At 62.8% G+C, this 14,396-nt stretch carries 13 protein-coding genes; 11 read left to right on the plus strand and 2 right to left on the minus strand.

Annotated elements, in window-relative coordinates:
• The first annotated feature begins 20 nt into the window (after positions 1-20).
• The 5 genes from AQZ50_RS10095 to AQZ50_RS10115 all read left to right on the plus strand — a co-directional run bounded on the left by AQZ50_RS10095 (position 21) and on the right by AQZ50_RS10115 (position 6,071).
• Positions 21-2,273, plus strand: coding sequence for a TonB-dependent receptor (locus AQZ50_RS10095; RefSeq protein ID WP_231730213.1), 2,253 nt, complete (start codon positions 21-23; stop codon positions 2,271-2,273).
• A 95-nt stretch (positions 2,274-2,368) separates the two neighbouring features.
• Positions 2,369-3,253, plus strand: a complete 885-nt coding sequence (locus AQZ50_RS10100; protein WP_067746095.1) for an acetoacetate decarboxylase family protein — start codon at positions 2,369-2,371, stop codon at positions 3,251-3,253.
• Between the two features lie 10 nt (positions 3,254-3,263).
• Positions 3,264-3,767 carry a hypothetical protein gene (locus tag AQZ50_RS10105; protein ID WP_067746097.1) on the plus strand — a complete coding sequence of 168 codons (504 nt, stop codon included), beginning with the start codon at positions 3,264-3,266 and terminating at the stop codon, positions 3,765-3,767.
• A gap of 82 nt (positions 3,768-3,849) precedes the next feature.
• The gene (locus AQZ50_RS10110) at positions 3,850-5,403 is read left to right on the plus strand and encodes a bifunctional 3-(3-hydroxy-phenyl)propionate/3-hydroxycinnamic acid hydroxylase MhpA (protein ID WP_197412449.1); all 1,554 of its coding nucleotides are present in this window, start codon (positions 3,850-3,852) and stop codon (positions 5,401-5,403) included.
• 29 nt (positions 5,404-5,432) lie between these two features.
• Positions 5,433-6,071, plus strand: coding sequence for a VOC family protein (locus AQZ50_RS10115; protein ID WP_197412450.1), 639 nt, complete (start codon positions 5,433-5,435; stop codon positions 6,069-6,071).
• Here AQZ50_RS10115 and AQZ50_RS10120 read toward each other — a convergent pair.
• On the minus strand, positions 6,044-6,718 hold the full coding sequence (locus AQZ50_RS10120) for a TetR/AcrR family transcriptional regulator (RefSeq protein WP_197412451.1): 675 nt from the start codon (positions 6,716-6,718) through the stop codon (positions 6,044-6,046). The two genes, AQZ50_RS10115 and AQZ50_RS10120, sit on opposite strands and share 28 nt — an antisense overlap.
• An 89-nt stretch (positions 6,719-6,807) precedes the next feature.
• Between AQZ50_RS10120 and AQZ50_RS10125 the strand changes: the two genes are divergently transcribed.
• Complete coding sequence (locus AQZ50_RS10125) at positions 6,808-7,737, plus strand: 3,5-dioxohexanoate:acetyl-CoA acetone transferase (RefSeq protein ID WP_067746103.1); 930 nt, start codon at positions 6,808-6,810, stop codon at positions 7,735-7,737.
• 222 nt (positions 7,738-7,959) lie between these two features.
• Positions 7,960-10,281, plus strand: a complete 2,322-nt coding sequence (locus AQZ50_RS10130; RefSeq protein ID WP_067746105.1) for a TonB-dependent receptor — start codon at positions 7,960-7,962, stop codon at positions 10,279-10,281.
• A gap of 79 nt (positions 10,282-10,360) precedes the next feature.
• Here AQZ50_RS10130 and AQZ50_RS10135 read toward each other — a convergent pair whose 3' ends face one another.
• Positions 10,361-10,942, minus strand: a complete 582-nt coding sequence (locus AQZ50_RS10135; RefSeq protein ID WP_197412452.1) for a helix-turn-helix domain-containing protein — start codon at positions 10,940-10,942, stop codon at positions 10,361-10,363.
• On the opposite strand from AQZ50_RS10135, the gene AQZ50_RS20735 reads away from it, so the two are divergent.
• From AQZ50_RS20735 to AQZ50_RS10150, 4 genes are read left to right on the plus strand one after another with little or no spacing between them, the layout of a single operon-like run.
• Positions 10,907-11,338: a hypothetical protein gene (locus AQZ50_RS20735; protein ID WP_231730214.1), complete on the plus strand. Its 432-nt coding sequence runs from the start codon at positions 10,907-10,909 to the stop codon at positions 11,336-11,338. The two genes, AQZ50_RS10135 and AQZ50_RS20735, sit on opposite strands and share 36 nt — an antisense overlap.
• 53 nt (positions 11,339-11,391) lie before the next feature.
• The gene (locus AQZ50_RS10140) at positions 11,392-12,273 is read left to right on the plus strand and encodes a VOC family protein (RefSeq protein WP_067746109.1); all 882 of its coding nucleotides are present in this window, start codon (positions 11,392-11,394) and stop codon (positions 12,271-12,273) included.
• On the plus strand, positions 12,266-13,114 hold the full coding sequence (locus AQZ50_RS10145; RefSeq protein ID WP_067746111.1) for an alpha/beta fold hydrolase: 849 nt from the start codon (positions 12,266-12,268) through the stop codon (positions 13,112-13,114). The genes AQZ50_RS10140 and AQZ50_RS10145 overlap by 8 nt, the downstream gene beginning before the upstream one ends.
• On the plus strand, positions 13,114-14,322 hold the full coding sequence (locus AQZ50_RS10150) for an acyl-CoA dehydrogenase family protein (RefSeq protein ID WP_067746113.1): 1,209 nt from the start codon (positions 13,114-13,116) through the stop codon (positions 14,320-14,322). Before AQZ50_RS10145 ends, AQZ50_RS10150 begins: the two co-directional genes overlap by 1 nt.
• Positions 14,323-14,396 lie beyond the last annotated feature (74 nt).

Here is a 14,396-nt window from a genome sequence, read left to right on the forward strand (position 1 = left end):
CTCCTGGGAGAGGAATGATGATGAAGCACTTTCTGTGCTCGGCGGCGATGGCTGCCATCGCCCTGGCGTCTGGCCCGGCCAGGGCCGAAGATGCCCCCGCGACAACGGCCACACCCCCTGCCGATCAGAGCGGAATCAAGGACATCGTGGTAACTGCGCAGCGCCGCAGCGAAAGCCTCCAGCGCGTGGCGGTGGCGGTGACTGCGGTAAACAGCGCCGCTCTGGTCAGCGCAGGCGTTTCGCAGCCGCAGGATCTGTCGAAACTGGTCCCGGCGCTGATGATTGCGACGACCGGCGGTTCGGGCACGCAAGTCACCGTGCGCGGGGTCGGCAATTTTTCGGGCAATCCCTATGCCGAACCGGCTGTGGCGGTGAATCTCGACGGCGTCTATATCGCCCGCTCCGCCGGAGCCGATGGCCTGTTCTATGACCTTGAGCGCGTCGAAGTGCTCAAGGGGCCGCAAGGCACGCTGTACGGCCGCAACGCAACGGCAGGCGCGCTGAACATCATCACCAAAAAGCCCGAAGACAAATATTCGGCCAGCGGCAGCATCGAGGCGGGCAACTATAATCTGTGGCACGGCACGCTGGCCCTGAACGCGCCGCTCGGCAATGGAGCCGCCTTGCGTGTCGCCGGCCAGATCACGCGGCGCGACGGCTACTTCACCGATGGGTACAACGACGACAAGAGCGAGGCCGTTCGCGCGCAACTGAAGTTGGCCCCCACCGATCGCCTGAACGTGCTGCTCGCCGCCGATTACGCGCATCAAGGCGGCAAGGGACAGGCGGCTGTGATCGCCCCTTACCTCTCGGCCAATCCCTACGCCGGACCCACGGCTGACGGATCGAACCAGTTGCTGGCGAATACCTCTCTGGGGATCTCCGGCGGGCACAGTTCCACCCTGCTGCCGCCGTTCACCACCAACGGTTACGTCGATGCGAACAATGTCGGCGTTTCGGCCACGATCGACTACCGCTTTGATGGGGCAACGCTGAGCATCATTCCGGCCTACCGCAACAGCAGCAACGATTATCTGCACTACAGCGCGGGATTTCCGGTTCAAACCTACGAAGGTTCGGCGGTAACTTCCATGGAAGCCAGACTGGCATCATCGGATCGCGGGGCCAGGCTGAAGTGGCTGGTGGGAGGCTACTTCTTTAACGAGGATCTCCATTTCAGCCTGTTTGCCAATCAGGGTGTTGCGTTCAGCCGCACCGAGCCGCAGCTCAAGACGCAAAGCGCCGCCGCCTTTGGACAGCTGACTTACGCGCTGCTCGACGCGCTCCGCCTCACCGGCGGGCTTCGCTACACGCATGAGCACAAGACCCAGGGTGGACAGCACGGCGCCGCCGCCGGGGCCGACACCTCGTCCTGCGCCCCCTACGATGCCTCGACCGGAACCTGCTATGCCGCGCTGACCGGCGATCTCAATGCCGACCGCGTGACGTGGAAAGCCGGCGTGGAATTCGACGCCGGCCCGCAATCGCTGGTCTACGCCAATGTCGGCACCGGCTTCAAGGCCGGCGGCTTTTTCGGCTCGTTGCCGCCCAACACCTACAAGCCGGAAACGCTGACGGCCTATACCATCGGCTCCAAGAACCGCTTTTTCGGCAACACACTGCAAGTCAACGCCGAAGCGTTTTATTGGAATTACCGCAACAAGCAAGTCACGCACATGGGCCCGATCTTGCCCTCGGGCTTTGATCTGATCACCGAAAACGCCGGCAAGGCCGAAATCTACGGCGCCGAAATTGAGACCCTGTGGCAGCCCACCCCTGCCGATACGCTGAGCGCCGATGTGCAATATCTGCATTCGCGCTACAAGGATTTCAGCTTCACCCAGACCACCGTCACCGGCCCGGCGCAAACCGCATGCCCGGTCACGACTCTGAACAGTACGGCTGTGACTGTGAACTGCACCGGCCGAACCGTGCCGCTGTCTCCCACATGGACGGTCAACCTTTCCTACCGCCACCGCTTCGAGTTCCGTGACGGATCAAGGCTTGATGGCCAGATCGGCACCCGCATCGAAAGTGGCTTCTGGCTAGGCGAAGAATATCTGCCCGGCGAATATCAGAACGCCACGACAGTATCGAACGCGACACTCACCTGGTCCGCGCCGGGCAACCGCTACTCTTTCGGCGGATTTATCGACAACATCGAGAACCGAACGGTGAAATCGATGGCCTTCGTGCAGCCGGTGCTGGGCGTACCGCTGGTTGGGCTGCGCCCGCCTCGCACTTACGGTGTGCGGCTGGGCTTCAATTTCTGACCCGACAACCGAGCGTGCCCGACCAGCGTCGATTGGCCGGGCACGCATCGTCCGAACCGACGCGCTCTGACCTCCGCCAATCCAGGAGTATTGCCATGACTTGCACGATCAATCCCGGCTCGCGTTATCGCATGCCCGTCGTGTTCGGTCCCGCCGTGGGGCCTCGCCAGCATCCCGAAGGGCGCATGTGGAGGCCCGAGGAAACCGGCACCATGCATGCGGATTGGATGCGCGTCGCCTATCGCACCGATCCGGCCAAGCTGGAAAAGCTGCTTCCGCCCGGCTTCAGCCTGCGCGGCGATCCGGTCCTGTCGGTATCGTGCGCGTGGTTTCGCGATCTCTATTGGCTGGCGGGACGCAGCTACGGCATCCTGTCGCTCGATTTCCCGGTGACCTATGTCGGCAAGGACGAAACCATCGAGGGAAGCTTCTGCCCGGTGATATGGGAAGGCCGCCCCGACGCGATCATGACCGGCCGGGAAGAATTGGGCTTTCCCAAGATGTTCGCCGAATTCCCCGATATCGCGTGGGACAAGGACAAGGGTACTGCAACCTGTTCGGCAAGCTGGCTCGATTTCACCTTCTTCGACATCGCCCTCACCGATCTGGCCGAGGACGCCAACCCGACAAAGATCCTGCCCGGATCGGATGGCGGCGCGCAGCTTTACTACAAATACATGCCGCGCACGTCACCCTTTGGACGCGAAGGCGCGGATGTCAGCTATGTCTGCTGCGGCGCGCCCAAAGGCTCTGCCGCCGCCAATATCGTGATGGATGATTTCGCCTATCGCCGCTGGACGGGCAAAGGCAACGTCAACTGGCACCGCGCGACGTTCGAGCAACTGCCCTTGCAGTTCCACATCGTCAACACTGTGGCCGATCTCGACATTCTGGAGGTCGTGGCGGTGGAAATGGTCAGCTTTTCCGGCCCCGGCATCGCGATCGCGACCAATTCGATGCGCATCGTCGAACCGGCCTGAGCCCCGCGCCATGGCCCTCGTCCCACGCCCGATCCGCAGCTATGTCGCCCGCGAAACAGCGCTGGGCGGCCTGGTCAACGCCCTGTTCAGCGTCGCGGTATTCCTTGTCGCATTTGGCCGGCATCCCTTCATCCCGGTGTGGGCCTCCATCCCGGTGTGGGGCGTGGGACACCTGGCTTTCGACTTCGCCCCGCAAAGCTTCGGCGTCGCGTTCATGAGCACGTTGGTGCCGGGCCTGGTCGCGCGTCGCAATCTGCGCTCCGGCAAAGTGCCCGCGATCGAGGGGCATTCCGTCCTTCCGCAGAGCCTGCTCCGGCGCGCGATGCTGGTGGGCACGGCCTCGGCATGTCTGGGCTGGGCGTGCTGGGCGCTCCTGTTCCGCCTGCTCGGCATGGAGCAGATTGCCTGGCTGACCGCGCTGGTGGTGAAGGCGACTTATGGCGCCGTTCTGGGCAGCGCGACGATCGTCTGGACTCTGCCGATGGCGCTTCGACGACCGCAAACAAGAAATTGACCATTTCGTCATGGGAAAAATGCCCCGCGCGCCCCGGTTCTTCATCCGGGCATCTGACGGGATCACGCGGAAAGGGAACCGGATGTCAAAGATTTATGACGTTGCGATCAACGGTTGCGGCCCGACAGGGCTTGTCGGCGCACTGCTCCTCGCTCGTGCCGGCCACACAGTCGCCATTCTTGACCGGCACGAGGCGATCTATCCCCTCCCCCGCGCCATCGCCTACGATCACGAGGTCGCCCGCATACTCGGTGTGCTGGGCCTGACCGAAGCGATGATCCCGCTCGTCGCCACGCCCGGCGTCTATCAATGGCAGAACCGTGACGCAGAGTTGCTGTTCGAGCTGAATTGGGGCGATGCCGCCAGCATCAGCGGCTATGCCACATCATACCTGTTCAGCCAGCCCGATATGGAAAAGGTGCTGAACGCTGCGGCCCAGGCCGAGCCGTTGATCGAGGTCATGCGCGGGGTCGAGGCGACCGGCTTTGCCCAGGATGGCGACGGCGTAACCTTGACCGGGCATCGTCTGTCGGGCGAGGCGGTATCGCTGCGCGGTCGCTGGCTCGTCGGGGCCGATGGCGCCAACAGCCTGGTCCGCCGCGGCCTCGGCGTATCGCTGGAAGACCTGGGTTTTCGCGCCGACTGGCTGGTGGTGGACGTGATCCCCAAAGGGGGGGCCAGCCTGCCTCTCGACGACAATCTTATGCTGCAGGTGTGCGATCCGGCGCGGCCGACAACCGTGGTCTCCGGCGGACCGGGACGGCGGCGCTGGGAGTTCATGGCGCTGGAAGGCGAAACGCTGGAAGAGCTGAATTGCGAGAAGCGCGCCTGGGAATTGCTGAAACCGTGGGGCGTCACACCCGACAATGCCGTTCTGGAACGCCATGCTGTCTATACCTTCCGCGGCGCCCTTGCCGAAACATGGCGCCATGGCCGCGTGTTTATCGCGGGCGATGCCGCGCATCTCACCCCTCCTTTCGCGGGCCAGGGGCTGTGTGCGGGATTCCGCGACGCGGCGGCGCTGGCATGGCGGCTCGATCTGGCCTTGCAGGGCAAGGCCACCGAGGCACTGCTCGACAGCTATGAAAGCGAGCGCAGGGCGCATGCCCGCGCGTGGGTGATGAACGCCATCGAGCTGGGCAAAGTCATCTGCGTGCTCGATCCCGCCGCCGCTGCCGAACGTGACGCGGCGATGAAGGCCGCCCGCGCAACGGGGCAAGCACCGCCATCCTCGGGCATATTGCCGCGTCTGGGCGCGGGCATGAGCCTGACGGAACGCCACGGCGGCGCGCTGGCGGCAGGCGGGAAGGTCAGCTTCGGCGGCAAACAAGGCCATTTCGACGATGTGGTGGGCAGCGGCTTTGTGCTTGTATCGCGCAGTGGCGATCCGGGGCGTTCGCTTTCGGGTCAGGCGGCGGACCTATTCGCCGCTCTGGGCGGGATCAGCGCCGATGTCGGCCCCGATGTGGATTGCGCAAACGCCTATGCCCGCTGGTTCGACGAACTGGGCGCCGATACCGCACTGATACGGCCCGATTTCTATCTGGTCGGCGCGGCCAGCGGCCCCGCCGCCGCCAATGAACTGGTGATGGCGCTGGCGCCCTTTGTCACCGTGCCGGAACCCGCCCGGGCCTGAAGCGCCCGCCCGCGAAGAGAGGATGTATCATGACCGTCATCGAAGAAGCCAACCGCACCGCCCTGCTTGCCCGCGCGGACGTGCGCCCGATCATGCTGGCGCACGTCGTGCTGCGCAGCGCGCGCTATGCCGCCATGCGCGATTTCTACCTGACGCTGCTCAACGCCCGGGTCACCCATGAAGACGGCGTCGTTTGTTTCATGACGTATGATGACGAGCATCATCGTGTCGTCGTCATCGGCTTGCCGCATCTCGCGCCCGTGCAACACACCGCGAGCGGACTGGAACATTTCTCCTTCACGTACGCTACGCTTGGCGAACTGCTCGGCAACTACGAACGGCTCAAGGCGGCGGGCATTCACCCGGTGTGGACGATCAACCACGGCTTCACCACCTCGATCTATTACGCCGATCCCGACGGCAACATGATCGAAACCCAGTTCGACAACATGACTGTTGCGCAAGCCACCGCATTCATGGGGACCGATTACTTCGCGAAAAACCCGATCGGTGTCGATTTCGATCCGGAGGTGCTGCTCGCCCGCTATCGCGCGGGCGATCCGCTTGACGAACTGATCCGTTTCCAGTCGGCGCCTTATGCCGCCGGCAAGGCGCATATCCGTCCCGCCAATGTCCCGCCCTATGACGCCGACGGGGAACTGCTCTGAACCGGCTGACCGAACTCGGCGGCAGCCGCAGTTGCGGCCTCCAGCGCCGCGCCATCCACCACGCCGAGCGACCGCAGCAACATGAAGCCCATCTCGCGGATCACCCCCTGCGCGTCGGAACCACCCGTTCTGAGATGATCGATGGCGCTGGAAATCATCGCGAACACCGCCAGCATCCCGGCCTCGACCGATATGGCGTGAAAGCTGCCGCAGCCCAGCCCCGCTTCGATATCGTGGCGCAGGCCGCGATTGATCGGCGCGGCGATTTCGGCGCGCCGACGGGTGAGGTTGATCATCGCCCGGTAACGTTCGGGATGAATGCCGGCATAGCGGACCATCGCCCCCATCGCCCGCGCAATCCGCGCCGCCGGATCGGCGACGTCGATATTGGCCGCATAGATCTCATGCTCGCAATCGCCCTGAACAAGTTCGACAATGGCCTCGCCGAGGCTCTCCTTGCCATCGAAATAGTTGTAAAAGCTGCCTTTTGCGACATCGGCGGCCACGGTGATGTCATCAATGGTCACCCCGTCTATCGATCGCGCCGCAAACAGTCGCTGCCCCGCGCCGATCAGCGCGTTGCGCGTGCGCCCGCGGCGCCGGTCATTACGCGGCGCGCGGCTCGTGCCGGATGGTTGATCGGTCAAATTGGCCCCCGCTTGCGACATATCGCGCTTGTGCCGCGCGCAGCTTCCAAATTTCAACCCTGTTCAGAGTAAACTTGAGGAGAAACCGCATGACGAACTCCGTCATCATAACCTGCGCGATCACCGGATCGCTGCACGTCCCGTCGATGTCACCCTATCTGCCGATCACCCCGGACGAGATCGCCAGCGAATCCATCGCCGCCGCCGAAGCGGGGGCCGCGATCCTGCATCTTCATGCGCGTGATCCCGAAACCGGGTGCCCCACCCCGTCCCCCGATGTATTCCGCCAGTTTCTGCCGCGCATCAAGCAGTCCACCGACGCGGTGATCAACATCTCCACCGGCGGCGCGCCGGGCATGACGATGGATGACCGTCTCGCCGCTTCGGAATGGGTGAGCCCGGAAATGACCTCGCTCAACATGGGGTCGATCAATGTCGGCCTGTTTGCAGTCCTCGACAAGCTGCACGATTTTCGCTTCGACTGGGAAAAGCCGTTCCTTGAGGCATCGCGCGATCGCGTCTTCCAGAACACGTTTGCCGACATCGAGCAGATCCTGAGCCGACTGGGCAAAGGGCACGGCTGCCGCTTCGAGTTCGAATGCTACGACGTGGCGCATCTCTACAACCTCGCCCACTTCCTGGAACGCAAGCTTTATGAACCGCCGCTGTTCATCCAGTTCTGCCTTGGCATTCTGGGCGGCATCGGCGCCGAATTCGACCATTTGCTGCACCTGGTGCGCACGGCGCAGCGCCTGTTCGGCGATGACTTCGAATGGTCGGTTCTGGCCGCCGGGCGTCACCAGATGCCGTTCGCCACGCAAAATGTGCTGCTGGGCGGGAATGCCCGTGTCGGCCTGGAAGACAGCCTGTCCATCGGGCGCGGCAAATTGGCCACGTCCAATGCCCAACAGGTCGTCAAGATCAAAACCATCCTCACCGAACTTGGCTATACGATCGCCACGCCTGCCGAAGCTCGCCAACGCCTGGCCCTGAAAGGCGCCGACCAGGTGCGATTCTAGAATTCTCCTCGCCAGCAGCCAACCCGTCGGGATGGCTGCGGCAATCGCGCGGGCCAATCCATGGGCGGGCCCGCACCACACATACGATTAAACAATTTTACCATACTTTAAGTCAACGACGAGCTTCCAATAGGGGGACTATCACCCCCTTGAACCGTGACAACGATCCGGTTTTGCCAATCTGCGAGGGCAGATGGCGCATGGGTATGGGGAGGATGGATCATGATAAAACAGAAAGACGTGCTGTGTTCGGTGGCTGCGGGCGCCATTGTTCTGGCTGCCGGCCCGGCTTGGGCCCAGAACGCCACGTCAACCACCGCATCAACCGCAGCACCTGCCACTCCGGGCGCAACGCCCGAAGCATCTGGCTCGGGCATTCAGGACATTGTGGTGACGGCGCAGCGCCGGACCGAGAGTTTGCAAAAGGCGGCGTTGGCGGTCAGCGTTCTGGGCAGTGACGCGCTGAAGCAGGCGGGCGTGACCCAGGCGCAGGATCTGACCAATCTGGTGCCCGCGCTGACTTTGTCGAGCACAGGCGGCGGCGGCACGCAGGTTACCATTCGCGGCGTCGGCAACTTTGCGGGCAACCCCTATGCCGAACCTGCGGTCGCGGTAAACCTGGACGGCGTCTATCTGGCCCGTTCGAGCGGGCCGACCGGGTTGTATTATGATCTTGACCGGGTCGAGGTTCTCAAAGGGCCGCAGGGCACGCTGTATGGCCGCAATGCGACCGCCGGCGCCGTCAACGTGATCGCGCGCAGGCCGCAGAACGGCTATGAAGCCGAGGGCGAGGTCGAATACGGCAACTACAACAACCGGCGTGTCGAACTCGCGCTCAACGCACCGATCGAAGGTGTGGGCGCGATCCGGATTTCCGGGGTCGTGGCCAAACGTGACGGCTATGAATCGGATGGTTACGACGACGAAGACACCCAGGCTGTGCGGGGTCAGTTGCTGGTCGATCACGGCGGGCCATTCTCGCTGCTGGTGGTGGGCGATTATGCGCACACCGGCGGCATGGGCTCAGGGGGCGTCTTTGCCTTGTCGGAAACCGGGTTTGTGTCGTCGAACCCCTATCTGGGCGCGGCCGTCGACGGATCGAATGCGATTTTGCAGGGCGCTTCCCTGGGGATAACGCACGGAGCCACTGCAAACCTGCTGCCCCCGTTCAAGACCGACGGCTTTATCGACGTCAACAACTGGGGCATCAGCGCCACGGCCAAGTATGACTTCGGTGGGGCCGAGTTGACAGTCATCCCTGCCTATCGCAACAGCGTGAGCCACTATCTGCATTACGACGCCGGTTTTCCGGTCAATTCGGACGAGTACTCGAAGGCAACTTCAGTCGAAGCCCGGCTTGGCTCCAAAAACAAGGCCGCTGCCCTGCAATGGCTGATCGGAGCCTATTTCTTCAATGAAGACCTCAATTTTGATCTGGTTCCCTATCAGGGCGTGGCCTACGGACCGACCCAGCCGATCCTCAACACGCGCAGTCTCGCTGCGTTCGGTCAAGCCACTTACGCGCTGACGAGCGCGCTGCGCCTGACCGGTGGCCTGCGCTATACCAACGAACGCAAGACGCAGAATGGTCAGTTGGGCTATGGCCCGGGGCCGGGCTTGCCGGTCACCTATGTGTCCCTCGACGGCGGGCTGATCCAGGAAAGCCGGGTGAACTGGAAGGCGGGCGTGGAATTTGACGCCGGCCCCCACTCGCTGCTTTACGCCAATGCGGCGACAGGCTTCAAGGCGGGCGGCTTTTACGCATCGGCACTCAATCCCACCGCGCCCGATCCGGCAACGTCCAATACCTCACTGCCAGAAACGATTACCGCGTTTACCGCAGGCGCCAAAAACCGGTTCTTCGGCAATACGCTGCAATTGAACGTCGAAGGTTTTTACTGGAAGTACAAGGATCAGCAGATCACCCATATCGGGCCGGTTTATCCGGCGGCTGCGGGGAATAACCTGATCACCGAAAATGCCGGGAGTGCCGATATCTATGGCGCCGAAGCCGATCTGGTCTGGCAACCGATCTCGACCGATCGGTTTGCCGCCGATGTCCAGTATCTCCATGCGAAGTACAATAGTTTTGTATATTATCAGGCGAATGTTGCTGGCCCCGGCAGTTCTCCACAGACTGCCTGCGCCTACACGACAAACGCCGCTGATACTCAGTTTACCGTAAATTGCTCGGGCCGCGTCATGCCCCGGTCTCCGAAATGGACCGTGAACCTGTCGTACCAGCACACGTTCGAACTCGGTCATGTCGGCACGCTTGATGCCAGGGTCGGCACGCGGATCGAATCCGAATCCGTGCTCGGCATCGAATATCTGCCCGGCGAATATCAAAAGGCCTATACCAAAACCAATGCCAGCCTGACCTGGCATGACGCAAACAAGCGCTATTCCATCACCGGATACGTCGACAATATCGAAAAATCCGTGGTGAAAACTTACGCCTTTGTCCAACCGGTCGTCGGCATTCCCATGGTCGGCCTCGACGCTCCCCGTACTTACGGCGTGCGCCTCACCGGCAAATTCTGACCAACCAATCAAACGGGCTCCGGCAGGCCTTAACCTGCCGGGGCCCGTTCATCCATGCAAAGTCACCGAGTGCAGGCTCTCAAGCCGCCCCATTGCGGCTTTGCATCCGCCATTGCCCCGGCGTCTTGCCGAACTGACGCGCAAAGGCGCGCACCAGGGCCGGTGCGGACCCAAACCCGATCTCCTGCGCAATATCGCTTAGCGAAGCATTGGAGCGCCCGAGCATATCTGCTGCAATTTGCAATCGCAGGCGGTTGATTGTCTTGAGCGGGGTATCGTTGAAGGCCTTGCGAAACCGCTCGAAGAACGCTGCCCGGCTGAGACCGGCGGCCACGGCCAATGTTTCAACCGTCCAGGCGTCGCCCGGACGCGCAAAAAAGGCCGACATCGCGCGCAACACGAATTCATCGTGCAGCACGCCATTGCCCGGCAACGTGCCCTGCCACAGCTGCGAGCGCACAAATCCGACCAGTTGCAGCATGATCACTTCGGCCAGCCGGCGCGACACGCCGCTGTCCGGCCCGCCGCCAGCCTGATCCAGCTCGATCAATTCGACGCAGCCACGGATCATCGCCGCAAACGGATCGGCATTCGCGGGAATGATCACCGCGCCATGCGGCAGGCGTTGCAGCACGGCGGCACTTCGGTCGATGCTGCTCATGATCAATTCGAGCGGCAAGTCACCCGCCCCTCCCTGACCGCCAGCCCCTCCCTGACCACCATCTACGCGCTGCAGATCGGCGCGATGCAGGTGGCTGCGGTCCAGCCATTGGTGCGGATGCCCTTCCACGCCAACCGTCGTGCCCTGCGTGACATAATGCAGCTGGCCGGGCCCGGTCCGGAAAAAGGCGCCGCCGCGTTTCACATAATAGAAGCAGGCGCGCCGGGTTTCCGGAAAGTCCAGCGCGAACGGACGGTTTATCTCGAAGCGATCCCACGAAAGGCCGACCAGGCGCAGATCCGGCGTCCGCAACAACTGCGCATAGTCGCCAGACGCAAAATCAATCGTTCCACGCTTCAGGTTAATGACACACCTCCACCATCACGGCATCCCTGAATGATAATCGGCCGATACTCAAGAGGCCGGATAGCGAAGAAGGATGCATGGGAATGGCGATATCCGCATTGGGCTATATATGCGTGCGTGCCCGCGATCTGCCCGCGTGGGAGCGCTTTGCGACTGGCGTGCTGGGGCTCCAGGCGCAAAAGGACGCAGATGGCGCGCTGCTGTTGCGCGCCGATAGCCGCAGTTGGCGGTTCCGCATCGAGCAGGGCGACGAGGATGACGTGACCACCGTCGGCTGGGAATGCACCAGCGAGGCCGATTATCTGGCCACACTGGCAAAGCTGGGCGATCGTGCGACGATCAATCCCGCCCTGGCCGCCTCACGCGGGGTGCGGGCGCTTGCACAGTTTACCGATCCGGCCGGTATGGCCTGCGAACTCCACTGGGGGCCGACAGACGCGCCGCATGTGCCATTTGCCTCTCCCATCGGCGTCAGCGGCTTCGTCACCGCAGAACAGGGGCTTGGCCATGTGGTGATCGTGGCGGCCGATCCGGCGGGCTATGAAGCCTTCTACAAAGACCTCGGCTTTTCGGTCAGCGACTATATCGACATGCCGTTCGGCCCGGATCTCGTGCTGCCGGTCACGTTCATGCATTGCAACCCGCGCCACCACACGCTTGCTTTTGCACCGGCACCTGCCGTGTTCACCAAGAAATGCATCCACCTGATGCTGCAAACCCAGGTTCTGGACGATGTCGGCCTGGCCATCGATCGCGCCGAAAAGCTGGGCACGCCCATCGCGATGACGCTGGGTCGCCACAGCAACGACCAGATGCTGTCGGTCTATTTCGAAACGCCCTCGGGTATCGAGTTTGAATATGGCTGGGGCGCGCGGGTGATCGAGCCGGGCTGGCAGGTCGTCCGGCGCGACGCGATCAGCATCTGGGGCCACAAGATGATCGGGGGCCCGGCGGTCCATGGTTGATCAACGCTTCATCGAGGTCAACGGCGTGCGCGTGGCCTATCACGACGAGGGCAAGGGGCCCGTGCTGGTGATGCTGCACGGCTCCGGGCCGGGCGCGACCGGCTGGTCGAACTATAGCCGCAACATGCCGGAACTGGCGCGTCATTTCCGAGTGATCTGCCCCGATCTGCCCGGTTTTGGCGCTTCGGACGTGAAGCCGGTGACAGGCGCGATCCCCGGCTTTTGGGCCGAAACCATCGTCGCGCTGCTCGATGCACTCGGGATCGCCAAGGCGCATTTCGTCGGCAATTCGATGGGCGGCATGATCACCCTGAAGATCGCCCTGGAATACCCGGAACGTATCGCCCGCATGGTGCTGATGGGGCCCGGCGGCGGTTTTCCGGTCACGGCGCAATGGCCCTCGCCCGGTATCGTCAACCTTGTCACGTTTTACGAGGGCGAAGGCCCGACGCTGGAAAAAGTGCGCTTTTTCATCGAACAGGCGGTGTTCGACCGATCGGTCATAACGCCCGAACTGCTGGCCGAGCGCCTCGAAGCCGCGCTCGATCCGCGGATCGCCGCCCAGCCGCCGATGCGCCCCGGCCCGGCGGGTCCGCCGGAGGAATTGTGGCGCGACCCGCGTCTGGCGCGCCTGCCTCATGACGTGTTGATCCTGTGGGGGCGTGAGGACCGCATCCTGCCACTCGACACCGGTTTCACGTTCATGAAGCAGATCCCGCGCGCGCGGCTGCTGGTCATGCCGCAATGCGGCCATTGGGTGCAGTGGGAGCATGCGCAGGAATTCAACGAACAAGTCGCGCTGTTTTTGCAGGCGGCAACACACGACAAGGGAGATGCATGATGGCGACGATGGCAAAGCAGCCTGCGGCAAGCGTGATTCCGAGTGAACAACAAGTGCTCGATACCGTGCGGTCGCTGCTCCCCTGGCTCCGCGAAATGGACGCAGAATCCGAAAGGCAGGGCCGTTGCCCGGAGGACGTCGCAGCCCGGCTCAAAGCGGAAGGTCTGTTCAACATCCTCAAGCCCAAGGCATGGGGCGGCTGGGAAATGTCGATCCAGACCGCGCTGGAGGCCGTTCGCCTGATGGCGAGCGCTTCCCCCTCGATCGCATGGGTGGCCGCGTTGATGGTGATCCACAATTGGGAAATCGCGCTGGTCGATCCGCGCGTCGCCGAAGAAATCTGGGGGCCGCAGCCCGATGCGTTGATCTCCTCCTCGTATGCCCCGTTCGGCAAGGCCGAAAAAGTGGACGGCGGCTATATCGTCAACGGCGCATGGGCATGGTCATCGGGCTGTGACTTGTGTGACTGGGTGGTGGTCGGCGTGATGTTCCCCGCCGACAACAGCTTTGGCGCCGAGCAGAAAGTGATGATCGTACCGCGCACCGACTACGCCATCGATCAGGCAAGCTGGCAGATGGCGGGCATGCAGGGCTCGGGTTCCAAGACGGTGGTGATCAAGGACGCCTTTGTGCCCGAATGGCGGGTCCACAATGTCATGGAATCCTTCGAGGGCCACAATCCCGGCAATGCCACTTTTGACGCACCGATTTACAAAGTGCCTTTCGGCGCCCTGTTTGCGTGGTCGCTGGCGACATTGTGCATCGGCATGGCCGAAGGCGCGATCGACCTCTATGTCGGCGCGATGCGCAAGCGGCGCCATGCCTATGATGGCAAGCCGGTGGCGCTCGATCCGCACACCCAGCTCAAGCTGGGCGAGGCCGTGGCGATGGCCAATGCGGCGCTCGCAACCCAACAAAAGGATTTGGCGGACATGATGGCCTACATCCATCGCGACGGCGCCATCCCCAAGTCGGCGCGCATTGCCTACAAAAGCAACGCGGCGTTCGCGGCCCGCATGGCAACCGACGCACTGACCAAAGTCGTGAAGGCCGCCGGCGGCAGCGCTTTTGCGCTTTCCAACCAGTTGCAGCGCATGTTCCGCGACATCCACACGGGCAGCAACCATGCCTTTATCAACCCCGATCGGGGCGCATCAAACCACGGCGCCTTTCTGCTGACTGACGAAATCCACGACTTCGTGATCTGACCACGACGATCGTCCTTCATGGCGTGGCGGAGATCGTCGGCATAGCCCCGGCGATCTCCGCTCAGCCGCTCAGG

It is taken from the genome of Novosphingobium sp. Fuku2-ISO-50, from assembly GCF_001519055.1.
Lineage (GTDB): Bacteria > Pseudomonadota > Alphaproteobacteria > Sphingomonadales > Sphingomonadaceae > Novosphingobium.